Origin of the sequence: Pseudomonas sp. AK181 (assembly GCF_051122975.1) — a bacterium.
Classification (GTDB): Bacteria; Pseudomonadota; Gammaproteobacteria; order Pseudomonadales; family Pseudomonadaceae; genus Aquipseudomonas; species Aquipseudomonas lactis.
Window position 1 is genome coordinate 2,693,244 of record NZ_CP146348.1, and the last position, 25,679, is coordinate 2,718,922.

A 25,679-nucleotide genomic window follows, 5' to 3' on the forward strand; every position below is an offset into this window, starting at 1 on the left:
CATGCACCTGCTCAGGACCCAACCCGGTGGTTTCGTCGCGGACGACAATATTGCCGACCTTGGCCAGACCCCCGCTGAACTGGTGATCCTGTGCAGCGGCGATTCCAGCCTGGCACTGCTCGCCGAAGCCGCCCAGCAATTGCCCGAGGATTACCCCAGCCTGCGCCTGGCCAACCCGATGCAGGTGCAGAACCATGCCTCGGTCGACCTGTACGTCGACGAGGTATTGCGCCACGCCAAGGTCATCCTGCTGTCATTGCACGGCGGCATCGGCTATTGGCGCTACGGCGTCGAGCGCCTGGTGGAGTTGGCCGAACGCGGCGTCACCCTGATCCTGGTGCCGGGTGACGACCGCCCAGACCCGGAACTCAGCGGCCTGAGCACCGTTGCGGCTGAACATCGCGAGCGCCTGTGGCACTTCCTGCGCCAAGGTGGCTTGGGCAACGCCCTGGATTTTTATCACTGCCTGGCCAGTGCCCACCTGGGCCGCGACTATGCCTGGACCGAGCCGCAAACGCTGCCGCGCACGGCGATCTATCACCCGCACACCGCCAATGCCCGCCTCAATGACTGGCAGGCCGATTGGCACGCCGATTGGCCCGTGGCTGCGGTGCTGTTCTACCGCTCCCATTTACAGGCGGCCAATACCGGTTTTATCGATGTGTTCTGCCAGCGCTTACAAGCGGCGGGCCTGAACCCGTTGCCGATTGCGGTGGCCAGTTTGAAAGAGCCCGGCTGCCTCACGGTGGTCGAGGACCTGCTGGATGATGTGCAAGCCGCGGTGATTCTGAACACCACCGGCTTTGCCCAATCCAGCCCGGAAGCCCCGCATTTGCGCCCGTTTCGCCGCAATATCCCGGTGATCCAGGCGATCTGCGCCCAGGACAACCAACCCGGCTGGCAGGCCAGCGAGCAAGGCCTGGGGCCCCGCGACTTGGCGATGCACATTGCCTTGCCGGAGCTGGACGGGCGCATCATCAGCCGGCCGATCAGTTTCAAGGACCTGGCCTGGCGCAGCGAGCGCAGCCAGTCGGACGTGGTGTGCTACCGCGCAGCGCCCGAACGCATGGATTTTGTCGCAGAGCTGGCACGCCGCTGGGTCGAGTTGGCGCGGGTGCCCAACGCCCAGAAACGGATTGCGTTGATCCTGGCCAACTACCCGACCCGCGACGGTCGCATCGGCAACGGCGTGGGCCTGGACACCCCGGCGGCGGCGCTGAATATCCTGCGCGCCTTGCAAACCGAAGGCTACCCGGTGGCGGAGGTGTTGCCCGACAGTGGCACCGCGCTGATCCATGAACTGCTCGGCGGCGTCACCAACGACCTCGACAGCCTCGACCTGCGCCCCTGCCATCAAAGCCTGGGCCTTGTGGAATACCAGGCGATGTTCGATCGCTTGCCGGCCTCCAATCGCCAGGCTGTGCTGGAGCGTTGGGGCGCGCCGCAAAACGATCCGATGTGCCGCGATGGCCGCATGATGATCGCTGGCCTGCGCCTGGGCCTGACCTTCGTCGGCATCCAGCCGGCCCGGGGTTATCAGGTGGATGCCAGCGCCGTGTACCACGACCCGGACCTGGTGCCGCCCCATGGCTACCTGGCGTTCTATTTCTGGCTACGCCATGCCTACGGCGCCCACGGCGTGATCCATGTGGGCAAGCACGGCAACCTGGAATGGCTGCCCGGCAAAGGTGTGGGCCTGTCGGAGCACTGCTGGCCGGATGCATTGCTGGGACCGCTGCCGAATATCTACCCATTTATCGTCAACGACCCGGGTGAGGGTGCCCAGGCCAAGCGGCGCACCCAGGCGGTGATCATCGACCACTTGATGCCGCCGCTGACCCGCGCCGAAACCTACGGCCCGCTGCGTGACCTTGAGTTGCTGGCCGACGAGTATTACGAAGCGCAATTGCTCGACCCGCGCCGTGCCCTGGAGCTGCAAAAAGACATCCTCAAGCTGGTGCGCGAAACCCGTATCGACCAAGAGCTTGAACTGGGCACTGAGGCGGACGCGGCGGTGTGGCTGCCGCGCCTGGATACCTACCTGTGCGACTTGAAGGAATCGCAGATCCGCGACGGCCTGCATATTTTTGGCGAGTCGCCCGAGGGCCGCTTGCGTATCGACACCTTGCTGGCGCTGTTGCGCATTCCCCGTGGCGATGGCCGAGGCCCGCAGTCGAGCCTGTTGCGAGTGTTGGCCAAGGCATTCGAGCTGGGGTTTGATCCGCTCGATTGTGCACTGGCCGAGCCCTGGACGGGGCGGCGCCCGTTGGTGTTGCAGAAGATTGACGATCAGCTGTGGCGTACGGCCGGGGATACCCGTGAACGTCTGGAGTTGTACGCGGCGCGCTTGATCGAGCAGGCATTGGAAGGCCCCATCGAGCAGTTGGAAGAGCCCGGCTGGCACGAGGTGAAGTCGGTGATCGAAAGCCTGCGCATTGTCGTCGCGCCACGCCTGGATGCGTGCGGCCCGGCGGAGATGCGCGGCTTGCTCGACGCCTTGAGTGGGCGCTTCGTCCCAGCGGGGCCCAGTGGCGCGCCGAGTCGCGGGCGGCTGGATGTGCTGCCCACGGGGCGTAACTTCTTCACCGTGGACGTGCGCAACCTGCCAACCACCACGGCCTGGCGCATCGGCTTCCAGTCGGCCAACCTGATGCTTGAGCGCCACCTGCAAGACCACGGCGACCACCTGCGCCAGCTCGGCCTGTCGGTATGGGGCACCGCCACCATGCGCACCGGCGGTGATGATATCGCCCAGGCCATGGCACTGATGGGCGTGCGCCCGGTGTGGGCCACCGGCAGTCAGCGGGTGGACGATTTCGAGATCCTGCCGATCAGCTTATTGGACCGCCCGCGTGTGGACGTGACCCTGCGCGTGTCCGGGTTCTTCCGCGATGCGTTTGCCAACCTGATCCGCCTGTTCGATGCGGCGGTGCAGGCGGTGGCGGCCCTGGATGAACCCGACGACATGAACCCGCTGGCCGCCAAGGTGCGCAGCGAACGCCAAGCGCTGCTTGAGTCGGGCCTGGATGAAGCTGCAGCGGCCAAGCAGGCCGGCTGGCGCATCTTTGGCGCCAAGCCGGGCGCCTATGGCGCAGGCGTGCAGGGCGCGATTGACGGGCGCTTGTGGCAGAGCCGCGAGGACTTGGCCGAGGTGTACCTGAACTGGGGCGGTTATGCCTACGGTGGCTCCGATGAAGGCACCGCAGCCCGCGAGCAATTTGCCCAGCGTTTGAGCCAGGTGCAGGCGGTGTTGCAGAACCAGGACAATCGCGAGCACGACGTGCTCGACTCCAACGACTACTACCAATTCCAGGGCGGTATGCTGGCCGCCGTGGAAACCCTGAGCGGCGAAAAGGCCGCCAGTTACCATGGCGACCACAGCCAGCCCGACTTGCCGAAAATCCGTACCTTGAAGGAAGAGCTCAACCGGGTGATCCGTTCCCGTGCGGCCAACCCCAAGTGGATCGAAGGCGTGAAGCGCCATGGCTATAAAGGCGCGTTTGAAATGGCCGCGACCGTGGACAACCTGTTCGCCTTCGACGCCACCACCGCGCTGATTGACGACCACCAATACGCCTTGCTCGCCGATGCCTACCTGCTGGACCCCGACACCCGTGCCTTTGTGCAACAGCACAACCCCGATGCCCTGCGCGACATGACCGAGCGCATGCTTGAAGCCCAGCAACGTGGCTTGTGGCAGGCACCGGGGGCGTACCGCGAAGCCTTGGAAAACCTGTTGCTGGACATAGAAGAAGACAGCTGAGTGATCGTTCCCACGCTCCGCTGATCGTTCCCACGCTCTGCGTGGGAATGCAGCCCGTGACGCTCTGCGTCACAAGAACGGACGCCGAGCGTCCAGCGAAGCGTTCCCACGCGGGAGCGTTTGAACGCGTGATTAAGAGTTGACTATGACTGATATTCCCCATTTCCCGCTGTCCGCCGTGGTCGGCGCTGATGACTTGAAGCTCGCGCTGTGCCTGGCCGCTATCGACCCGAAGATCGGCGGTGTGCTGATCGAAGGGCCACGGGGCATGGCCAAGTCCACCCTGGCCCGTGGGCTGGCGGACCTGCTGGCCAGCGGGCAATTTGTCACCTTGCCCCTGGGCGCGACCGAAGAGCGCCTGGTCGGCACCTTGGACCTGGACGCCGCACTGGGCGAAGGCCGCGCGCAATTCTCCCCCGGCGTGTTAGCCAAGGCCGACGGCGGCGTGTTGTACGTGGATGAAGTCAACCTGCTGGCGGACCACTTGGTGGACCTGCTGTTGGACGTGGCGGCCAGTGGCACCAACCTGATCGAACGCGACGGGATTTCCCATCGCCATGCGGCGCGCTTTGTGCTGATCGGCACCATGAACCCGGAGGAGGGCGAGCTGCGCCCGCAGTTGCTCGACCGCTTCGGCTTCAACGTGGCGTTGAGCGGGCAGACCTTGCCCGCCGAGCGTGGGCAGATTATCCGTCGCCGCCTGGATTTCGACACCGACCCAGCTGCGTTCTGCGCACAGTGGGCGCCAGCCCAAGCCGCCTTGCGCGAACGTTGCACCCAGGCGCGGGCACGGCTCGACAGCATCGCCCTGGATGACCAGGCGCTGGCCCGCATCACCGAGCGCTGCTTTGCCGCAGGGGTCGACGGCTTGCGCGCCGACCTGGTCTGGTTGCGTGGCGCCCGTGCCCATGCGGCGTGGCGTGGTGCGGCCGCTATCGAGCAGGAAGATATCGATGCGGTGGCAGAATTTGCCTTGCGCCATCGTCGTCAACAACAGACTCCGCCAGGCGCGCCGCCCCAGCCGAATGACGGGCCGTCGCCTTCCCCCTCTGACACCTCGACCGGCCAAGGCCAATGGGGCGATATGCCCGCACCCGCCTTGCCCACGGGCGCACGCCGCGATGTACCCACCTGGCCAAAAAAGCCCTAGGCATCCGCCCCCGACCTGACGCGGGGGCGGATGCCCGGCCCCAGGCGGGGCGGTTGCACAGCGGCCGGCAGGGCCAAGCCCGCAGCGCACAGCGCGGGGCGATCAATTGGCCGGGCACGTTGCTCGGCGGTCGGCCGCAATGTCGTGCGGACCTGCTGTTCCATTTGCGTAGCCGGTCAGCCCCTGAGCTGTGGCTGGTGATTGTCGATGCCTCGGCGTCCACGCGGCGCCATCGGGCGTTGACCGACGCCAAGGGGTTGTTGGCCCAGCTGTTTGACGATGCTTATCGGCAACGAGCGCGCATGGCGTTGCTCACGGCTAGCGGGCAGGCACCGAAGTGGCAAGTGCAAGGCTTGAAGGCGGCGAAAGGCTTGGCCGATTGGTTGGCGCAGTTGGGCGCGGGCGGCGGGACGCCGTTGCTGGCTGCGCTGACCGAGGCGGGGCATTGGTTGGCGGCACGGCGCAAGCGCTATCCCGCCGAGCAGCAGAAGTTGCTGGTGGTGACCGATGGACGGCTCAAGGCGATGGGCGCGCTGCCGCGGTTGGAGTGCCCAGGCGTATTGATTGATATCGAGCGCGGGCCGATCAGGTTGGGGCGGGCTGAGGAATTGGCGGTGGGGTTGCAGTTGGAGTATCAGCACATCGACAAGCTATAGCGCTTGGGCTATCGCTTTCGCAGGCAAGCCAGCTCCCACATGGAATCGGCGCCGCGGCCAATTCTGTAGGAGCGAGCTTGCTCGCGAAAAACGTCAACGATAACCCGTTTTTGCTGAATGGACGCAGCGCCAGTGAGTTTTTCGCGAGCAAGCTCGCTCCTACAAAAAGGGCAAGCCGGCCATCGGAGACGGTAACCACGATGCGAAGCGAGTCGCTCTTGATCTTGCTCTTGATCTGCTTTTGATCTTAGGCGCCCCGTCAAACCACGCTGGCCGGAATTCGACAGGGATTTGGGGGGTAAACCGGCAGGGATGCCGGTTTAGCCGCCCCGCGCCATGGATGGCGCGTGGCGGCGGCCCCCCAAATCACTGGCGGATTACGGGCACACCGAGCCCAAGCGAGGTGCCGAGTGGTGGGGCAAGAGCGTTTTGCTTACTTTGCCGCTTTTGCAAAGTGAGCCGCCGTCAGGGCGGAACCCTAAGTGGTCGTTACCGTAGGAATGGATATGTACTCGGTATAACGGTGTCGACTGTGAGGCCGTCTTCGCAGGCAAGCCAGCTCCCACATTTGGATCGCGGTGCGTCAGTTAGAACAGCGTCAGCCTGTCCCCGGCACATTCGGCCAAAGATCGGCCACCAAAAACAACCGCTCGGCTTCCTCCCACTCCTCACCGTTGGGCACCATGCGCACCAGCAACTGCGCCGGGGCCATCGGGTCCAGGTCTGCCAGCCAACCTTGCATCTGCACCTCACTCCACACTTCATCGGCCGGGTAATGCGCGGGCGCCAGCCAGGCATGGCGGGGCAGGGGTTGCCAGCGGCCCGCGGGGCGGGTGCTGGCAAAATCCGCCCAATCGCGCTGATGCAGCCAGCGCCCACGCAGGTGCTGCGGGTGAGCGCCGAGCGGAGATTGCGCCGCGCCAGGCCAGGGGTAGAGCAGATAGCCGCCGAGCCACAAATGCGCATCGAACGCTTGGATATCCAACGCCGCCAAGGCCTCGCGGCTCTCTGCCCGCGCAGAGATCGGCAGTTGATGCTGGGTCAGGTGCGCCAACTTGCGGTCCAGCCGGTCATGACAGCCAGGCCCCAGCCATTGCGCGGTGTCCTGACCGTTGCCGTCCTGCGGGCCCAGGTAGAGTTTGATCGCCAGTTCCAGGTGGTGCACCCCATCGCGGTCGCGTAGCAGCATGTCCAGCTCGCCCAGGGTATGCCCGGCACGGCGGATCGGCAGGTTGGCGGCCAGTAATTCCACGCCCGGCGCATGCTGCACCGCAAATTGCCACAAGCGTTCGTAATACAGGCCCAGGCGCCGGGTGCGTGACAGGCTCAACCACTGCTGCAACGCGCTGCTGTCCTGGTCCAGTTGGCGCAGCCAGGCTTCGAGCTGATGAGGGGCCTGCACCCAGTCACTGCCGGCCAGCGGGTGGCGCTGGGGCCAAGGCGTCTGCGCCAGCATCGGCGGTGCGAGCATCACCCACGCCAGGTCGCGCACCTCGGGGTGGCGCAGTTGGCGGGGCAGGGTGTGCAAGTCGGGGAATGGGGTCATGGTCCGAGCATAGCCTTTTCAGCGCGCAGAAGGTGCCTGAGAACCATTGTCATCAAGGCTTGGCGGCGACAAAGGATTTTGCCTGAGGCGGCCTTTCGCCCATAATCGCTCTTTTTGCCTCACCCCAGATTCCGCAGGAGCCCCATGGAGCACTTTCGCAATATCGGCATTATCGGTCGCCTGGGCAGTACCCAGGTGTTGGACACCGTCCGCCGGCTGAAGAAGTTTCTGCTCGAGCGCCACCTGCATGTGATCCTCGAAGACACCATCGCTGAAATCCTCCCCGGCCACGGCCTGCAAACCTCGTCGCGCAAGATGCTCGGCGAGGTGTGCGACATGGTCATCGTGGTCGGCGGCGATGGCAGCCTGCTCGGCGCTGCCCGGGCGCTGGCGCGGCATAATGTGCCGGTGCTGGGGATCAACCGCGGCAGCCTGGGGTTCCTCACTGACATCCGCCCCGATGAGCTGGAAGTCGAAGTGGCCAAGGTACTCGACGGTCATTACCTGGTGGAGAACCGCTTCCTGTTGCAAGCCGAAGTGCGCCGCCACGGCGAGGCGATCGGCCAGGGCGATGCCCTCAACGACGTGGTGCTGCACCCCGGCAAGTCCACGCGCATGATCGAGTTCGAGCTGTATATCGACGGCCAGTTCGTGTGCAGCCAGAAGGCCGACGGCCTGATCGTCGCCACGCCCACAGGTTCTACTGCCTACGCGCTGTCGGCCGGCGGCCCGATCATGCACCCCAAGCTCGATGCCATTGTGATCGTGCCGATGTACCCCCATATGTTGTCCAGTCGGCCAATTGTGGTCGATGGCAACAGTGAGCTGAAAATCGTGGTGTCCAAAGACATGCAAATCTACCCGCAAGTCTCCTGCGACGGGCAGAACCATTTCACCTGCGCCCCCGGTGACACCATCACCGTGAGCAAGAAGGCACAGAAGTTGCGCTTGATCCACCCGCTGGATCACAACTACTACGAAGTGTGCCGCACCAAGTTGGGCTGGGGCAGCCGCTTGGGAGGTGGAGGCGACTGATGCTCGATCCCGCGCGTAGCTACGACCTGATTGGTGACGTGCACGGTTGCGCTCATACCCTTGAGCACTTGCTCGACCAAATGGGTTACCACAAGCAGGGCGGCACCTGGCGCCATCCGTCCCGCATGGCCGTGTTCCTGGGCGATATCATCGACCGTGGCCCACGCATCCGCGAGGCGCTGCATATCGTCCACGATATGACCGAGGCCGGCCAGGCGCTGTGCATCATGGGTAACCATGAGTTCAATGCGTTGGGCTGGACCACGCCGGCCCCGCCGGGCAGCGGCAAGCAGTTTGTGCGTGAGCACAACCCGCGCCACGCCCGTTTGATCCAGGAAACCCTGACCCAGTTCGAACACCACCCGGCCGATTGGCACGACTTCCTCGGCTGGTTCTACGACATGCCGCTGTTTGTCGACGCCGGGCGTTTCCGCGTGGTGCACGCGTGCTGGGACGAAGGCTTCATCCAGCCGTTGCGCGCCACCTTCCCGGACGGCTGCATCGACCAACACTTCCTGCAAGCCGCCGCCGTGCCGGGCAGTTTCGCCTGCAACGCGTTCGACCGCCTGTTGCGCGGCACCGATATGCGTCTGCCCGACGGGCTCACTCTGACCGGTGGCGATGGCCTGACGCGTTCGTTCTTTCGCACCAAGTTCTGGGAAGACGACCCCAAGACCTACGGCGACATCGTGTTCCAGCCCGACGCCTTGCCGGAGCCGGTGGCGCGCACGCCATTGTCGTCCACACAAAAGAATTCCCTGCTGCGCTATGGCGTCGATGAACCGCTGTTGTTCGTCGGCCACTACTGGCGCAGCGGCAAACCGGCGCCGATCCGTCCGAACCTGGCCTGCCTGGACTACAGCGCCGTGCTGTACGGCAAGCTGGTGGCGTATCGACTCGACCAGGAAACCCAACTGGATCCGCATAAATTCGTATGGGTCGACGTTGAGCGACCAGAGGCCATTCCATGAGTACGGTAGCTGTATTGCGCTTGCCCCTGAGCGTCGACCTGGGCGGCTTCGTCAAGTTGCTGCACCGCATGCAGGTGCCGCACCGTGTCAGCGAAGAGGCGGGTGAACAGGTGCTGTGGGTGCCCGAGGCCATCAGCGACGACGTGCGCGTGTTGTATCAACGCTTCCCCGCTGGCGACCCGGACCAGCAACTGGACATTCCCGAGCAGGCGCCGGTTACGCGGCCAGGTTTTGTCCAGCAGGTGCGCCACAGCCCCGTCACCGCGCTGGTGCTGTTGGCCAGTCTCATCGTCGCTGCTGTGACCCTGCTGGGTGAAAACCTGCAAGCCATGGCCTGGCTGACCTTCCTGCCGTTCCGGGTGCTGGGCGAGTACATCCAGTTCACGCCGCTGGCCGACACGCTGGCCTCGGGGCAGTGGTGGCGCCTGGTCACGCCGATGCTGATCCACTTCGGCATCCTGCATCTGGCCATGAACGGCATGTGGTACTGGGAGCTGGGCCGGCGCATTGAAGCGCGCCAGGGCGGTATCAACCTGCTGGGCCTGACCCTGTTGTTCAGCCTGGCCTCCAACTACGCGCAATACGCCTACGGTGGCCCCGGCTTGTTTGGCGGCTTGTCCGGCGTGTTGTATGGCCTGCTCGGGCATTGCTGGATCTTTCAATTATTGTCGCCCAACCCGGCCTATCGCCTGCCCCGTGGGGTGCTGGTGATGATGCTGGTGTGGTTGCTGCTCTGCCTGTCGGGGCTGGTCTCGATGATCGGTTTCGGCGAAATCGCCAACGCGGCCCATGTGGGCGGCTTGGTCATCGGTTGCTTGACGGGTTTGCTCGGCGGTTTGTACAACCGTCGCAAAGCGTCTCTTTGATAAGGAAGAGCCTTATGTCCTCTTTTGCTGAAATGATCGAAAACATCACCCCGGACATCTACGAGAGCCTCAAGCTCGCCGTAGAGATCGGCAAATGGTCCGATGGCCGCAAGCTCACCGCCGAGCAGCGCGAACTGTCGTTGCAAGCGGTGATCGCCTGGGAAATCCAGAACCTGCCCGAAGAGCAACGCACCGGCTATATGGGCCCGCAGGAATGCGCGTCCAAATCCGCGCCAGTAGCGAATATCCTGTTCAAGTCGGATGCGATCCATTGATTGAAATTGGTCGCGGTGCAGTCAGCAAAATGTCGGCGCAACTCGGTGAGCCGACCGTTCAATACGCCTTTCGCTTAGGAAACACCGAGGTGCCGGTCAATCCGCTGATCGGCACCCATGTACGCCTGGAGTACCTGGGCGCGATTCATTGCAGCCATTGCGGGCGCAAGACCAAGACCAGCTTCAGCCAGGGCTATTGCTACCCGTGCATGACCAAGCTGGCCCAGTGTGACCTGTGCATCATGAGCCCCGAGCGTTGCCATTACGACGCCGGCACCTGCCGCGATCCGGGCTGGGGCGAGACATTCTGCATGACCGACCACGTGGTGTACCTGGCCAACTCGTCGGGCATCAAGGTCGGCATTACGCGGGCTACGCAGTTGCCCACCCGTTGGCTGGACCAGGGCGCCAGCCAGGCGCTGCCGATCATGCGCGTGGCGACGCGCCAGCAATCGGGCTTCGTCGAAGACCTGTTTCGCAGCCAGGTGGCCGACAAGACCAACTGGCGCGCCTTGCTCAAGGGCGACGCGCAATCGGTGGACCTCAAGCTGGTGCGTGATGAGCTGTTCGCCGCTTGCGCCGAGGGCTTGCTGGGTTTGCAGGAACGCTTTGGCCTGCAAGCCATCCAAACCATTGCCGACATCGAGCCGATTGAAATCCGCTACCCGGTCGAGCAGTATCCGACCAAGATCGTCAGCTTCAACCTGGACAAGAACCCGATTGCCGAAGGCACGCTGCTGGGGATCAAGGGCCAATACCTGATCTTCGACACCGGCGTCATCAACATTCGTAAATACACGGCCTACCAGCTCGCCGTGCATCAGTAGAAGGATCCCCAGCATGCGCACCGAACAACCGAAGATGATTTACCTGAAGGACTATCAGGCGCCGGATTACCTGATCGACGAGACGCACCTGACCTTCGAGTTGTTCGAGGACCACAGCCTGGTCCACGCGCAGCTGGTGATGCGCCGCAACCCCGAGCGCGGCGCCGGTTTGCCGCCATTGGTGCTCGATGGCCAGCAACTTGAGCTGTTGAGTGTCAACCTGGCCGACCAGCCGTTGACGGACGCTGACTACCAGCTGACCGACAGCCACCTGACCGTGCAGCCAAAGAGTGAGACCTTCACCCTCGACACCACCGTCAAGATCCACCCGGAAACCAACACTGCCCTGGAAGGCTTGTACAAATCCAGCGGTATGTTCTGCACCCAGTGCGAGGCCGAAGGTTTCCGCAAGATCACCTATTACCTCGACCGCCCGGACGTGATGAGCGTGTTCACCACCACGGTGATCGCCGAGCAGCACCGCTACCCGGTGCTGTTGTCCAACGGCAACCCGATCGCCAGCGGCCCCGGTGAAGACGGCCGGCACTGGGCGACCTGGGAAGATCCGTTCAAGAAGCCTGCGTACCTGTTTGCCCTGGTGGCCGGTGATTTGTGGTGCGTCGAAGACAGCTTCACCACCATGACCAACCGCGAAGTCGCGCTGCGCATCTACGTCGAGCCGGAAAATATCGACAAGTGCCAGCACGCCATGACCAGCCTGAAGAAATCCATGCGCTGGGACGAAGAAACCTACGGCCGCGAGTACGACCTGGATATCTTCATGATCGTCGCGGTCAACGACTTCAACATGGGCGCCATGGAAAACAAGGGCCTCAATATCTTCAACTCCAGCGCCGTGCTGGCCCGCGCCGAAACCGCCACCGATGCCGCCCACCAGCGCGTCGAGGCCATCGTTGCCCACGAATACTTCCACAACTGGTCGGGCAACCGCGTGACCTGCCGCGACTGGTTCCAGCTGTCGCTCAAGGAAGGCTTCACCGTGTTCCGTGACTCGGGCTTCTCTGCCGACATGAACTCGGCCACGGTCAAGCGCATCCAGGACGTGGCGTACCTGCGTACCCATCAGTTCGCGGAAGATGCCGGCCCCATGGCCCACGCCGTGCGCCCGGACAGCTTTATCGAGATCTCCAACTTCTACACCCTGACCGTGTACGAAAAGGGCTCGGAAGTAGTCGGCATGATCCACACCTTGCTCGGCGCCGAAGGCTTTCGCAAAGGCAGCGACCTGTATTTCGAGCGCCATGACGGCCAGGCCGTGACCTGCGACGACTTCATCAAGGCCATGGAAGACGCCAATGGCGCCGACCTCAGCCAATTCAAACGCTGGTACAGCCAGGCCGGCACCCCACGCCTGGCGGTGAGCGAAGCCTACGATGCGGCGGCCAAGACCTACAGCCTGACCTTCCGCCAGAGCTGCCCGCCGACCCCGGACAAGGTCGAGAAATTGCCCTTTGTGATCCCGGTGGAGCTGGGCTTGCTGGACGGGCAGGGCGCCGGCATTGCCTTGCGCCTGGCCGGTGAAGCGACGGCAGGTGGCACCTCAAGGGTGATCTCGGTAACCGAAGCGGAACAGACCTTTACCTTCGTCGACATCGCTGAAAAACCCTTGCCTTCGTTGCTGCGGGGTTTCTCGGCGCCGGTGAAGCTCAGCTTCCCCTACAGCCGCGATCAACTGATGTTCCTGATGCAGCACGACAGCGACGGTTTCAACCGCTGGGATGCCGGCCAACAATTGGCCGTGCAGGTGTTGCAGGAACTGATCGGCCAGCATCAGGCGGGCCAGCCGCTCAAACTTGATCAACGCTTGATCGACGCGCTGCGCACGGTGTTGAGCGATGAAAGCCTGGACCAAGCCATGGTCGCCGAAATGCTTTCGCTGCCGAGCGAAGCCTACCTCACGGAAATCAGCGAAGTGGCGGATGTGGACGCCATCCACGCTGCCCGCGAGTTTGCCCGCAAGCAACTGGCCGACAACCTGTTCGAAGGGTTGTGGCTGCGCTACCAGGCCAACCGCGAGCTGTCCAAACAAACGCCTTACGTGGCAGAGGCCGAGCACTTCGCCCGGCGTGCTCTGCAGAACATCGCGCTGTCGTACTTGATGCTCAGCGGCAAGCCAGAAGTGTTGGCGGCCACCCTGGATCAGTTCGACACCAGCGATAACATGACCGAACGCCTGACCGCGTTGGCGGTGCTGGTGAACTCGCCGTTCGAAGCAGAGAAAGCGCAGGCCTTGGCGGTGTTTGCCGAGAACTTCAAGGACAACCCGCTGGTCATGGACCAATGGTTCAGCGTCCAGGCCGGCAGCACCTTGCCGGGCGGGCTGGCGCGGGTCAAGGCGTTGATGGAGCACCCGGCGTTCACCATCAAGAACCCCAACAAGGTGCGCGCGCTGGTGGGCGCATTTGCTGGGCAGAACCTGATCAACTTCCATGCGGCGGATGGCTCGGGCTATCGATTCCTGGCCGACCTGGTGATCCAGCTCAATACCTTGAACCCGCAGATCGCCTCGCGCCAGCTGGCGCCGTTGACCCGCTGGCGTAAATACGACAGCGCTCGGCAGGCGCTGATGAAAGCGGAGCTGGAGCGCATCCTGGGCGCCGGTGAGCTGTCCAGCGATGTGTTTGAGGTGGTCAGCAAAAGTCTGGCGTAACCGTCATTGCTTTATGTAGGAGCGAGCTTGCTCGCGAGGAACTCACAGGCGCCGCGTTCATTCAGGAAGCGCGCCTTACCGTTGACGTTTTTCGCGAGCAAGCTCGCTCCTACAGATGGCAGGATTTATCCCCTGGCACTAGGCCGATTCATAGCCGCGGCGTGTGCGCTCTATCTCTTCGACCAACCGGTCAATGCCCGCCAACCGCGCTCGGTTGTCATGATCCCAGGGATGAAACCCCGGCTTGAAATAATGCAGCCACGGCCGGAACATCCGTGGAAACACCCCCTTGGGCCCGTACAAGAACTTAACCATGCGCCACAACCCCTTGAGCGTGCCGCCCGAAGTGCGGTCGGCAATCAACAGGCGCACGTGAAAGTCCAGCACCACCACCCAGAACAGCACGCTGGTGGTCAGCATGGTGCCAGTGCGCAGCAGGTAACGCGCAGGCCCTGGCTTGATCACTGTGTTCCACACATCGAACGCCACGGCTTTATGTTCGGTTTCTTCCAGGGCGTGCCAGTACCACATCTGCTGGTAACCCTTGAGTGAGTCGCCAAAGCGCGACGGGTCGCTCAGCAGGATTTCCGCCAGCATGGCGGTGTAGTGTTCCAGGGCGATGGTCACCGCCAGGTTTAACGAGGGCGGCAGGTGTTTTTTCTGCAGGTCGAGGAAGAACTTCAGGCGTCGGTCAAGGGTGTGCGCTGGCAGGCCGGCGGCTTGCAGCAAATCGTTGTAGGCCACGTGCTCGCGGCTGTGCATGGCCTCCTGGCCAATAAACCCCTGGATCTCTTTTTTCAGTTCGGCATCGTCGATCTGCCCACGGTAGTGGCGGACGCTGTCCATGAAGAACAGCTCGCCCTGGGGAAACAGCAGCGACAGGGCATTGAAGAAATGGCTGACCACCGGCCCTTGTTCGTGCCAGTTTTTGATGCGCTCGGCAGGCAAGGCAAAACGGATATCGCGACGGATCGGCAACATGCTGCGTGCTCCTGTTCAGAGTCGGGGCTCGTCGTTGGTTTCAAACACTGGCGTGCGCGGCTTGGGCGCCATGCGTTTGCTGGCAAACACCACCAGCGCCTGATAGGCCGCCGGCAGGCAACGGGCGAGCAGGTCGAGGAAATAGGCATCGCGGCCAATCAGCACGCGGCGCTTGTTTTTGCGTACGCCTTGCAGGATCACTTTGGCGGCCTGGTCGGCGTCGGTGATGAAGAGCTTTTCGAAATCGGCACGGGCTTGTTGCTCACTGTGGATGAGAAAGCCGGTCATGTTCGCGTCGATGCGGCTGCTGCGGCAAATGTCGGTACGAATGCCACCAGGGTGTACACAGGTGGCCGAGACGCCGCAGCGTTGCAGGTCGAGTTCCTGGCGCAAGGCTTCGGTGAAACCGCGCACGGCGAACTTGGTGGCGTTGTAGCCGCTCATGCCCGGCTGGGCGAACAGGCCGAACACGCTGGACGTATTGATGATATGCCCGTCACCGCTGGCCTTGAGGTACGGCAGGAACGCCTTGGTGCCATGCACCACGCCCCAGAAGTTGATGCCGACGATCCATTCCAGGTCAGCGTAATCCACCCCTTCGACGGTGCTCGACAGCGCCACCCCGGCATTGTTGAACACCAGGTTGACCTGGCCGTGCTCGGCCACGCAACGCGCCGCCCACGCCTGCATGGCCTGGCGGTCGGACACGTCCAGCACTTGGGTGGTGACAGTGACGGGCGACAAGGTCGAGGTGCGGATCAGGTCCTGGGTATGTTCCAGGCCCTGGCTGTTTTTGTCTGCCAGCGCCAGGTGGCACCCTTCCCGCGCCAGCGCCAGGGCCAGTGCGCGGCCCATGCCGGAAGCCGCGCCGGTGATCGCCGCGACGCGGCCGTTGAATGACTTCATGACAGGCTGCCTTCTGTGGTGGAGTGGGGCGTTGCGACCGCACGCGGGAGGGCGGGCGCCGGCGCCTGGCTGACGCTGTAGTCCTTGAGGGCAAAATGCCGGGTGACCTGCTTGAAGCGCCAGGTCGAACCGGGCCACAGCGTGGTGTTTTTGCCGGTGCGCGGGTCGAGGTACCAGCTCTGGCAGCCGCCGGTGTTCCAGATGGTGCGCTGGAGCTTGTCCTGCAACTGCTGGTTGTAGGCGTGCTCCACGGCAGGTTTGACCTCCACCGTGGTGATGCGCTGGCGCTGCATGTGTTTGAGGGCGTCGAGGATGTACGCGACCTGGGCCTCGATCATCAGGATCATCGAGTTATGCCCCAGGCCGGTGTTGGGGCCGACGATCAAAAACAGGTTCGGGTAGCCCGGCACGGTGGTGCCTTTGTAGGCATGGGCGCCATCGCGCCAGGCGTCCATCAGGTCGATGCCGTCACGGCCGATGATGCAGCCACGGGGCAACGGGTCGCTGGCCTGGAAACCTGTGCCGAAGATCAGGCAATCGGCGGGGTGCTTGATACCGTCGGCGGTGATCACGCCGTCGGCTTCGATGCGCAGCACGCTGTCGGTGACCACCTCGACATTGCTGCGCGAGAGTGCCGGGTAGTAATCGTTGGAGATCAGCACGCGCTTGCAGCCGATGGTGTAGTCCGGCGTCAGGGTTTTGCGCAGGGAAGGGCGGGCCACCTGTTTGCGCAGGTGACGCAGGGCGATTTTCTGCACCATTTTCATCAGGCGTGGATGCAGGGCAAAGCCCACCACGCGGCCTTCCAGTGCCCAGTAAAGTGCAGCGCGTACCAGCTTCTGGGTGAACGGCAGGTGCTTGAACAGCCAGCGCTCGGCAGCGGAAATCGGCCGATCAGGCTTGGGCATGATCCACGGCGGTGTGCGCTGGAACAGGTCCAGGTGCGCTACCTGCGGGGCGATCTGCGGCACGAACTGGATGGCGCTGGCACCAGTGCCGATCACCGCCACGCGCTTGCCCTTCAAAGAATACTCGTGATCCCACTGCTGGGAGTGGAAGCGCTTGCCCTTGAAACTGTCCAGCCCTGGAATATCTGGCATGGCCGGGCGCGACAATCCCCCCATGCCCGACACCAGCACCCGTGCGCTGACCTGGCGGCCGTTACTGAAGGTCAACTGCCAGCGCTGCTGTTGTTCATCAAACAGCGCACGTTGCAAGCCCATGCCGAAGCGCAGATAGGGGGCAAGCTCGAAGCGCCTGGCGCAGTCTTCCAGATAGGCGCGGATCTCGGGCTGCGCCGCGAACTGTCGCGTCCAGTTCGGGTTGGGCGCAAAGGAAAACGAATACACGTGGGACTGCACGTCGCAGGCGCAACCTGGGTAGTGGTTGTCGCGCCATGTGCCGCCGAGGGTTTCAGCCTGTTCGGCGATAAAGAAATCGGTGAGCCCGGCTTCCTTGAGTTTGATCGCCATGCACAGGCCCGCGAACCCGGAGCCAATGATGGCGATGTCGATTGAGTCACGGGGGGCATTCATAGGGCTGCCTCGTCAATAAAACGCTTGGGCATCGGATGTGCTCCTGTTTTTGTTTTGTCTTTTAGATAGAACACCATTGCAAAGGAAAATTGAATTATTTATTTTAAAAAAGATTTTAAATAATCTACCTGAAAAATTCGCCTACGCTAGGGCCTTGTTGCGCATGAGCGATTTGTCCGACGGACGAACGTGGTATGCATGAAGTTCAGGTCCAGGGTGTGGACGATGGCTGAGGCCAGGCCAATTCCGGTCGGGTCGCCAGCAGCAGGGAAGCAGAGGGCCGAGCTATGGCTGTGGAGTGGGTTGTCGCTGCGGGTGTGCTGGTGGGCGCCAGCGCGGTGTTATGGGGCTTGAGTGCCTGGATGACGCGGCGCATTGAAGCGACCGTGCCGAGCAACGGGCGCTTCGTCGAGGTGGACGGCGAGCGCTTTCATTATGTCGAAGAGGGCAAGGGCCCGCCGTTGGTGATGATCCACGGGCTGATGGGCAGCAGTCGCAACCTGACCTATGCCTTGTCCGGCCAGTTGCGTGAGCATTTTCGCGTCATCAGCCTCGACCGGCCGGGCTCAGGGTATTCCACCCGGCGCAGCGGCACGCCGGCAGACTTGCCGGCCCAAGCGCGACAAATCGCGGCTTTCATCAAGACGCTGGATCTGGACAAACCGCTGGTGCTTGGGCACTCCCTGGGCGGCGCGATTGCCCTGGCGCTGGCCCTCGACCATCCCCATGCGGTATCCGGGTTGGTGCTGGTTGCGCCCTTGACTCACCCCCAGCGCATGCTGCCCCTGGTGTTCCTGTCTCTGGCCGTGCGCCCGGCCTGGCTGCGGCGCTGGGTGGCTCACACCTTGACCCTGCCCATCGGCCTGCTGACCAAAGACTCGGTGGTGAAGGGCGTGTTCGCCCCCGATCCTGCGCCGCCAGACTTCGCCAGCCGTGGCGGCGGTTTGCTGGGCATGCGCCCCGGCAACTTCTACGCCGCGTCCACCGAGATCAACCGGGTCAACGACCACCTGCCGGACATGGTCAAGCGCTACCCCCAACTGACCCTGCCCATCGGCCTGATCTACGGCGGGCAAGACAAGGTGCTCGACTTCCAGAAACACGGCCAGGCCCTGGCGAGCAAGGTGCCAGGGCTGAAAATGCAAGTGATCGAAGGCCGCGGGCATATGTTGCCGATCACCGCCACCGAGCGCGTGGCGGCGCTGGTGGAGCAGGTGGCCAAGCGGGTTCGACCCGGTGAAAACGTCAGGCAGTTACAGCCATCTGTAGCCTTGGCGAGCAAATAACGGCGCCACTCGATTGCGGTTCATTGGTGTTGATGCCTGCCCTGAGTACCTGACCAGATGGCTGAAAAGAGACTGCTTGGTCACGGAAAAAAGGGCTGGAGAAACTAGTTGACGACCTAACGATTCCGCGCTATTTATTTAAAAAAATTATTTCAATGTGTAATTTGAAATTATTTTTGAAATGCCTAAGAGCGAATAAAATAATGAAAAAAACGCCTTTTATCGCATGCATGATTTTTCGCAGCAGTCAGCGCATCGCTGCCGCATTGCCTACCGTATGTGTTCGGAGGCTGCCATGAACCAGACTCTGGCAGCTGCGACCGTGTGGTCCGACGGCAAACGCCACCTGTGGTGGCTCGGCATCATGCCGCTGGCCACTCCCTTGCTCTCCGGCGCCCTTGCCATCACCACAGGCGTGCAACAACTGTGGTGGGTGGGCGTGCTAGTGATCTTCGGCTTGATCCCGCTGATCGACGGCCTGCTTGGTGAAGACGTCAGCAACCCGCCCGAATCTGCGGTCAGCCACCTTGAATCCCAACGCTATTACCGCTGGATCGTCTACACCGGCGTGCTGTTTGTGATTTCCTCGGTGGTCATCACCGGTTGGCTCGCCGCAGGCGGCATCGACTGGATCATCAACGGCGGCCTGCTGCACGCCACGGCCACCCTGGAGCCCTCAAGCTGGCTGGCCAAGACCGCCGCGTTCATCACCGCACGTACTGAACTTCACGGTGAAATCAGCGGGTTGACCTATGTGGGCATGGCGATGTCCACCGGTGCCGCTACCGGTATTGCCATCAACACTGCCCATGAGCTGGGGCACAAACCCAAGCCCCTGGAAGTGTTCCTGGCCAAGGTCACTCTGGCGCCGACCTTCTACGGGCACTTCTACACCGAACATAACCGTGGCCATCACGTACGGGTCGCTACACCGGAAGATCCTGCCAGCTCGCGCCTGGGTGAAAGTTTCTGGGCCTTCCTGCCACGTTCGGTGTGGTTCAGCGCCGTGTCGGCCTGGAACCTGGAGCGCGAACGCCTGCGCAAACTCGGCCTGCCGGCCCTGCACTGGAAAAACGCCGTGCTCAGCGCCTGGATGTACAGCGTGGTGTTGTGGGGCGCGATGATTGCCTGGCTGGGGGCGGCGGTGATTCCGTTCCTGATTATCCAGGGCATCTACGGGTTCTCGTTGCTGGAAGTGGTGAACTACGTCGAGCATTACGGCCTCAAGCGTCAGAAGTTGCCCAATGGCCGTTATGAACGCTGCTCGCCGCGCCACTCGTGGAACAGTAATCGTATTGTCACCAATATCTTCCTGTTCCAGTTGCAACGGCACTCCGATCACCATGCCAACCCCACGCGCAGTTATCAGTCGTTGCGTCACTTTGATGAGTCACCACAACTTCCGTATGGCTACGCCAGCATGATTGTCTGGGCTTATGTGCCGTATTTGTGGCGGCGTCGCATGGACCATCGCGTACTGAATCACTATGGCGGTGATATCAACTTGACCAATCTTCAACCGTCAAAACGCTTGAAGTACCTGGAGAAGTACAGCGGTAGCGCCAAGCCGTTTTGAGATGAAGTAAGCCTTCAGGGTGTACTCGGGATCCGTGTATCGCGCAGGTTCTGATCGCCCGGAGTATTGAGTGCAAGAACCCGGTTTGACCCTACAACAATAATTTCAAGGGAAGGACGTACACCATGCAAAGTTCTGCCAAGTTCACCGCCCACATCCTGTTAGCGGCCATGGGCCTGATTGCGTATCACCAGGCCCAGGCTGCGCGTATCGAACCCGCTGGCAGTGCCTTCACTGCCCAGGGGCCTATCAGCTTTTCCAAAGGCAAGCTCATCAGTGCCGATTGCACCATCAAGGTGGCCGGCAAGGTTGCAGCCGATGGTTCATCGGTGAATGTCGACAAAGTCGAGTTCGACGGTGGCCTCAAATGCAGCCGTGTCGAAGCCATCAACTTGCCCTGGGTGTTAATCGCCAAAGACACAAAAAGCGGCTCCATGTCGAAGATCAGCGTGGATGTGCATGCCTTTGGCCTGGGCGGCAAGTGCGGGCCTTCGACGGCCGACGGTATTTGGGATAACGCCACCGGCAAGTTGGAAGCCAGCGATGTGGCGATTGGCGAAGACTGCAAGATCAAGACGGTGTCGATCAAGATGCCGCCCAACTTCAAAGTTGTCGAATAACACGCTCCGACTGTTGTAGCGGTACATGCATTGAAATTTGGCTGGAAAGGGAAGTTCTGCAGTTTCACCGTGACCTCTCGATCATGGCCATTACCCCTGGCGAAATGAATCGCCATAACATGTGAGGAAAAACAATGAAAAGCTTGAAAACCCTCGTTTGTGCAACTTCGTTTGCTCTGTGCTTTGGCGCTGCGTCGATGGCGAGTGCGGCTTCCGTCTCTCCAGACGGTCCGTTCTCGACTAACGCCGGTACCATCGTGGTGAAGTCACCTTCATCCTTTGGTGCAGCAGTGACGTGCGGCATTACTTTTACCGGCAACGTTAGCGGTGGCGTGGCTTCTATCAACGGTGCGTCCCTGACCGGCGGCGGCCTGTGCGCACTGCCCACGCTGACTAACCTGCCTTGGGTTCTTACCGCTTCGACGGGCACCACCGGCACTGTGACCAACGTAGGCTACAAAATCTCCTCGATTCCGGCCACTAACTGCGGCCCTACCACCATTGCCGTGGCTTGGACTCCTGGTACCAAAACACTTTCGGCTACCAATCAGTCGCTGACCGGCAACTGCACCGTCGTATCGCTGAATGTTGTTGCCCCGACGCTGACGGTTAACCCATAAGCATGTAACTCCTGAGGGCTGATCACCCGTTGAAAAACCGATGCCTCACGCGAGGCATCGGTTGGGCAGGGTACTTACGGTCTGCCTACGGCCACACGACCCACCGGCAGGGGCCGGGCGAAATAATAATAAGGAGCAGCGCATGAATAATAAGAAACAACACGCTCACACGTTACTGGGGTTGGCGCTGTTGGGAGGCTTGATGACCACGGGACATGTGCAGGCGGGCGGCTTCTCCACGCCAACCTACGGTGCGCCTGGCTGGGGGCGCGCGTTTGGTGGCGGTTCATTGTTCAAGAACGACCCCAGTGCCGCGTACAACAACCCGGCGGCCATGGCGTTCATCGATTCAACCATCGTGCAGCAGACCGTCGATTACGCCCGGATCAAGATCAAATATTCTGGCCAGGCGTATGACCATAACGGTAACCCGGTGACCAATACGCCGGTGCTGGATGATCAGGGCAACCTGGGCGATCCGACGCTGAATACGAATAATGGCGGCCAGGGTGGTTTCACCGCATGGCTACCTACCGGCTTTATGGTCATGCCCATCGGCGACCGTTTTGCTTTTGGCCTGAGCCAAGTTGTACCGCAAGGCATGAAAAGTACGTGGAACGAAAACTCTAAGCTGCGAGATTTCGCCGTTGACACCAAGATCGAGACCATTGGCCTGACAGGCTCCTTGTCATTCAAGGTCAATGATGAGTTTTCCGTCGGTGCCGGTGCCATCGTTCAACGTAGCCAAGGGAACGTCAGCCAGAACGTTGACCTGTTGGCTGCCGCGGATGTCTCTCCCGGTCTGGGAGGCACCGGTTTTCCGACCGGCGTCGGGCATTCCTTGATACGCGTGAAAGTCGACAATATCTCAGTGGGCTGGTTTGGCGGCGTGGTTTGGAAGCCGACAGCGCAAGACACGCTGGGCGTGAATTATCACGCCAAGATCAAAAACAAGATGACGGGCAAGTACGACGTTTATACAGACGCGATTGGCCGTAACGCGATGACCAACCCGATTGGTCCGAACGGCGAAACGCTGGTTGAAATGGCCTACCCTGGTCTCAAACTGTTCCCGGATGGCGCGCATGCCAGTGCTCAATTGGATATCCCGGCGACGGCGGCGATTGACTGGGTCCACCAGTTCAATGATCGCTGGACGCTGGGCGTGAGTGCCCAGTGGACAGAGTGGTCTTCGTTCAAGGACCTCACGCTCAAGTCACAGGGCTCGACCATCGTTGCCATACCCTACAACTACAAGAACGCGTGGATGACTTCTATCGGCGGCGACTACAAAGCGACCGACGAACTCACCCTGCGTGCCGGCGTGGCTTACGACCAGACACCGACCCGAAACTCCACCCGTGACCCTCGGATCCCCGACGGGGATCGCTACTTCCTTGCGTTCGGTGCAGGTTATGACATCAAGGCGGTACCAGGCCTGTCGGTGGATGCCGCCTACTCGCACCAGTTTGTCGAGAAGGTCAATCTGAAGACCAAGAACGTTGACCGCCTTGGAGGCGCGCAGCTGGACGGTAAAGCTGAATCCTCAGGTGACGTGGTCAGCCTGTCGGCGACTTATAAGTTCTGAGGCGCGTGCAAGGCAGGGCACTCAGCGCATCTGGAGGCCTTGCCATGGCTGTCGTTTTCGGCGACGTACGTTGATATCTTCTTTCGTCAGGCTGACTCGGTCAGCCTATTTTTTCGGCAAGCAATTAAATAAAAATTTCAAAACAAAATTTGAATTAATGATTTGAAGTTTGTAGTGTGGTTTCACGTCCTGAATCAAGTAGAGGTCTCCCCCATGCTTATCTGGTTATTGGTGGGTATCGCAGCAGCGATTGCCCTGGCTTACCGACAAGCCGCCGCCGCCCTGTGGCTAAGCGCCGGCATCGTCTGGCTGGCGGTTGGTTACCTGTTCAACGCGGTGGCCGGCCTGGGCCTTACTGTCGCGGCTTTGCTGGTGGTGCTGCCCGCCTTGGTGCTGGCGATCAAACCCCTGCGCCGCAGGCTGCTGACCGCCAAGGCCCTGGGCCTGTTTCGTACGATCATGCCGGCGATGTCCGACACCGAGCGGGCGGCCATCGAGTCCGGTACCGTGTGGTGGGACGCCGAGCTGTTCAGCGGCAAACCCAACTGGCAGCGTCTGCTGCAAGCCGCGCCGGCCAGTCTGAGCGCGGAGGAGCAAGCCTTCCTCGACAACGAAGTCGAAACCCTGTGCGACATCGCCAACGACTGGGAAACCACGCAAGTCTGGCAGGACATGTCCCCCGAAGGCTGGCAGTACACCAAGGAGGCCGGGTTCCTCGGCATGATCATTCCCAAGCAGTACGGCGGCAAAGGCTTCTCCCACTATGCGCATTCCCAAGTGGTGATGAAGCTGTCGACACGCTGCTCGGCGGCAGCGATTTCGGTAATGGTCCCCAACTCCCTGGGCCCGGCCGAGCTGTTGCTGCATTACGGCACCGACGCCCAGCGCAACTACTACCTGCCGCGTCTGGCACGCGGTGAAGACATCCCCTGTTTCGCCCTGACCAGCCCCTATGCCGGCTCCGATGCCGGCGCGATCCCTGACTTGGGTATTGTCTGCAAAGGCATGCATGAGGGCGAGGAAGTACTGGGTTTCAAAGTGACCTGGGACAAGCGTTACATCACCCTCGGCCCGATTGCCACGGTGCTGGGCCTGGCGTTCCGCGCCGAAGACCCGCAGGGCTTGCTCGGCGCGCCAGGTTCTCTGGGCATTACCTGTGCGTTGATCCCCACGTCCCACCCGGGCGTAAACAGTGGCCGGCGTCACTGGCCGTTGAATGCGGTATTTCAGAACGGCCCAACCACCGGCAAGGACGTGTTCATTCCCTTGGAGTGGGTGATCGGTGGTCGCGAACAAATCGGCAACGGCTGGCGCATGTTGATGGAATGCCTGGCGGCAGGCCGGGCGATTTCCCTGCCATCGGCCAACGTCGGCCTGGGTAAAGTGGCGGTGCGCGGTACCACCGCCTATGCGGCGATGCGCAAGCAATTCGGCCTGCCCATCGGCAAGTTCGAAGGCGTGCAGGCGCCATTGGCGCGTATGGCCGGGCATCTGTATGCCTGCGATGCGGTGCGCAAGGTGTCGGTGGCGTCCCTGGATGCCGGCGAGAAACCCTCGGTGATCTCGGCCATTGCCAAGTACCACGTTACCGAGCGTGCGCGCATCATCGTCAACGACGGCATGGACATCGTCGCCGGCAAAGGCATCTGCATGGGCCCCAATAACTTCCTCGCCCGTGCCTACCAGCAAAGCCCCATCGCCATTACGGTGGAAGGCGCGAATATCATGACCCGCTGCCTGATCATCTTTGGCCAGGGCCTGATTCGTTGCCATCCCTACGTGTTCCGCGAGATGGAAGCGGCGCACAACCCCGACCGGCGCAAGGCCCTGGAAGACTTCGACAGCGCGATGTTCGGCCATGTGAGCTTTGTAGTGGCCAACACCGTCCGCGCAGCGGTGCATGCCCTGACCGGCGGACGCCTGATTTCGGCACCGGCCAAGACTGACCCGGCACTGGCTGCCTACTACCGTCAGGCCAATCGGCTGTCGGTGGTGCTGGCGCTGATCTCGGATATTTCCATGGGCGTGCTGGGCGGTGCCCTCAAGCGCAAGGAAAGTATCACCGGGCGCCTGGGGGATATTTTGTCGCAGCTGTACATCTTGTCTTGCGTGCTCAAGCGCTTCGAGGATGACGGCAGGCCCCAGGCGGACTTGCCGCTGGTGCACTGGGCGGCCCAGGACGCGTTGCTGCGCACCCATGAAGCCTTGGCCGAAGTGCTCGACAACTACCCGTCAAAACCGGCTGCGGCGGTGGTGCGCACCTTGAGTTTTCCGTTTGGCATCCCGTTGCGCAAACCATCGGACCGGCTGTTGGCGCAGGTGGCGGAGGTGGTGCAGACCCCTGGCGAGACCCGCGACCGCTTGCTGGCCAATTCCTACATCCCGCGGCCGGAAGTTGACAAGCTGGCGTATGGCGAACTGGGGTTCCGTTTGTTGCCCCAAGTGGAGTTGATCGAGGCGCGGCTAAAACCCGCCATCAAGCAAGGCCTGCTCGGCCCGCTGCCGATTGCTGCCACGGCCTTTACCGATTGGCGCGTCAAGGCGCGGGCGCTGGACTTGATCAGCGACGACGAAGACGCCTTGCTGGCGCGCTATGTGGAGTACGCCGACCACGGTATCCAGGTGGATGACTTCCCCCAGGACTTTGGTTTGCTGGAGGCCCTGCAGCAGCGTAAGCAGGCACTCGAGCCGGTGGCCAAACGGCGCAGCGTCCCGGTCAGTTAAGAGCAACCCCGGTCCACCTGTGGGAGCTGGCTTGCCTGCGATGGCATCACCTCGGTTTGACTGATACACCGAGTCGCGGGCAT

The 25,679-nt window shown here is 62.0% G+C and carries 19 protein-coding genes; 15 read left to right on the plus strand and 4 right to left on the minus strand.

Annotated features, from left to right (window positions below; genetic code table 11):
* Position 1: 1 nt before the first annotated feature.
* The 3 genes from cobN (at position 2) to V8689_RS12610 (ending at position 5,569) form a co-directional block, all read left to right on the plus strand.
* Positions 2 to 3,763, plus strand: coding sequence for a cobaltochelatase subunit CobN (gene cobN, locus V8689_RS12600; protein WP_434520721.1), 3,762 nt, complete (start codon positions 2 to 4; stop codon positions 3,761 to 3,763).
* Between the two features lie 145 nt (positions 3,764 to 3,908).
* Positions 3,909 to 4,913, plus strand: coding sequence for an ATP-binding protein (locus V8689_RS12605; protein WP_056784498.1), 1,005 nt, complete (start codon positions 3,909 to 3,911; stop codon positions 4,911 to 4,913).
* A gap of 53 nt (positions 4,914 to 4,966) precedes the next feature.
* Positions 4,967 to 5,569: a vWA domain-containing protein gene (locus V8689_RS12610; protein ID WP_056784500.1), complete on the plus strand. Its 603-nt coding sequence runs from the start codon at positions 4,967 to 4,969 to the stop codon at positions 5,567 to 5,569.
* 598 nt (positions 5,570 to 6,167) lie between these two features.
* Here V8689_RS12610 and V8689_RS12615 read toward each other — a convergent pair.
* Complete coding sequence (locus V8689_RS12615; protein ID WP_056784503.1) at positions 6,168 to 7,115, minus strand: DUF1853 family protein; 948 nt, start codon at positions 7,113 to 7,115, stop codon at positions 6,168 to 6,170.
* Between the two features lie 144 nt (positions 7,116 to 7,259).
* Between V8689_RS12615 and V8689_RS12620 the strand changes: the two genes are divergently transcribed.
* Genes V8689_RS12620 through pepN form a run of 6 tightly spaced genes read left to right on the plus strand, consistent with a single transcriptional unit; the run spans position 7,260 to position 13,760 of the window.
* On the plus strand, positions 7,260 to 8,150 hold the full coding sequence (locus V8689_RS12620) for an NAD(+) kinase (RefSeq protein ID WP_003190745.1): 891 nt from the start codon (positions 7,260 to 7,262) through the stop codon (positions 8,148 to 8,150).
* Complete coding sequence (locus V8689_RS12625; protein WP_162259477.1) at positions 8,147 to 9,121, plus strand: metallophosphoesterase; 975 nt, start codon at positions 8,147 to 8,149, stop codon at positions 9,119 to 9,121. The genes V8689_RS12620 and V8689_RS12625 overlap by 4 nt, the downstream gene beginning before the upstream one ends.
* Positions 9,118 to 9,987 (plus strand): rhomboid family intramembrane serine protease, encoded by an 870-nt coding sequence (locus V8689_RS12630; protein WP_056784509.1) that lies wholly within the window; start codon positions 9,118 to 9,120, stop codon positions 9,985 to 9,987. The genes V8689_RS12625 and V8689_RS12630 overlap by 4 nt, the downstream gene beginning before the upstream one ends.
* A 14-nt stretch (positions 9,988 to 10,001) precedes the next feature.
* Entirely contained in the window at positions 10,002 to 10,262 is a 261-nt protein-coding gene (locus V8689_RS12635) for a YeaC family protein (RefSeq protein WP_056784512.1), read from the plus strand.
* Positions 10,259 to 11,089 carry a DUF2797 domain-containing protein gene (locus tag V8689_RS12640; RefSeq protein ID WP_056784515.1) on the plus strand — a complete coding sequence of 277 codons (831 nt, stop codon included), beginning with the start codon at positions 10,259 to 10,261 and terminating at the stop codon, positions 11,087 to 11,089. Before V8689_RS12635 ends, V8689_RS12640 begins: the two co-directional genes overlap by 4 nt.
* A 13-nt stretch (positions 11,090 to 11,102) precedes the next feature.
* Complete coding sequence (gene pepN, locus V8689_RS12645) at positions 11,103 to 13,760, plus strand: aminopeptidase N (RefSeq protein ID WP_056784519.1); 2,658 nt, start codon at positions 11,103 to 11,105, stop codon at positions 13,758 to 13,760.
* A gap of 138 nt (positions 13,761 to 13,898) precedes the next feature.
* On the opposite strand, the gene V8689_RS12650 is transcribed toward pepN, so the two are convergent.
* From V8689_RS12650 to V8689_RS12660, 3 genes are read right to left on the minus strand one after another with little or no spacing between them, the layout of a single operon-like run.
* On the minus strand, positions 13,899 to 14,741 hold the full coding sequence (locus V8689_RS12650) for a metal-dependent hydrolase (RefSeq protein WP_056784522.1): 843 nt from the start codon (positions 14,739 to 14,741) through the stop codon (positions 13,899 to 13,901).
* A gap of 15 nt (positions 14,742 to 14,756) precedes the next feature.
* Positions 14,757 to 15,647: an SDR family NAD(P)-dependent oxidoreductase gene (locus V8689_RS12655; protein WP_056784524.1), complete on the minus strand. Its 891-nt coding sequence runs from the start codon at positions 15,645 to 15,647 to the stop codon at positions 14,757 to 14,759.
* Positions 15,644 to 17,182: a flavin-containing monooxygenase gene (locus V8689_RS12660; protein WP_056784527.1), complete on the minus strand. Its 1,539-nt coding sequence runs from the start codon at positions 17,180 to 17,182 to the stop codon at positions 15,644 to 15,646. The genes V8689_RS12655 and V8689_RS12660 overlap by 4 nt, the downstream gene beginning before the upstream one ends.
* 287 nt (positions 17,183 to 17,469) lie before the next feature.
* On the opposite strand from V8689_RS12660, the gene V8689_RS12665 reads away from it, so the two are divergent.
* From V8689_RS12665 to V8689_RS12690, 6 genes are all read left to right on the plus strand, one after another.
* On the plus strand, positions 17,470 to 18,468 hold the full coding sequence (locus tag V8689_RS12665; protein ID WP_056784530.1) for an alpha/beta fold hydrolase: 999 nt from the start codon (positions 17,470 to 17,472) through the stop codon (positions 18,466 to 18,468).
* 295 nt (positions 18,469 to 18,763) lie between these two features.
* A complete protein-coding gene (locus V8689_RS12670) occupies positions 18,764 to 20,044 on the plus strand; it encodes an alkane 1-monooxygenase (RefSeq protein ID WP_056784951.1) in 1,281 nt (426 codons plus the stop codon).
* A 125-nt stretch (positions 20,045 to 20,169) separates the two neighbouring features.
* The gene (gene praA / locus V8689_RS12675; protein WP_056784533.1) at positions 20,170 to 20,664 is read left to right on the plus strand and encodes an alkane oxidation protein activator PraA; all 495 of its coding nucleotides are present in this window, start codon (positions 20,170 to 20,172) and stop codon (positions 20,662 to 20,664) included.
* Between the two features lie 134 nt (positions 20,665 to 20,798).
* Entirely contained in the window at positions 20,799 to 21,284 is a 486-nt protein-coding gene (praB, locus tag V8689_RS12680) for an alkane oxidation protein activator PraB (RefSeq protein WP_056784535.1), read from the plus strand.
* A gap of 142 nt (positions 21,285 to 21,426) precedes the next feature.
* Positions 21,427 to 22,872 carry an outer membrane protein transport protein gene (locus V8689_RS12685; RefSeq protein ID WP_056784539.1) on the plus strand — a complete coding sequence of 482 codons (1,446 nt, stop codon included), beginning with the start codon at positions 21,427 to 21,429 and terminating at the stop codon, positions 22,870 to 22,872.
* A gap of 213 nt (positions 22,873 to 23,085) precedes the next feature.
* Positions 23,086 to 25,596: an acyl-CoA dehydrogenase gene (locus V8689_RS12690; RefSeq protein ID WP_056784543.1), complete on the plus strand. Its 2,511-nt coding sequence runs from the start codon at positions 23,086 to 23,088 to the stop codon at positions 25,594 to 25,596.
* The last annotated feature ends 83 nt before the right edge of the window (positions 25,597 to 25,679 follow it).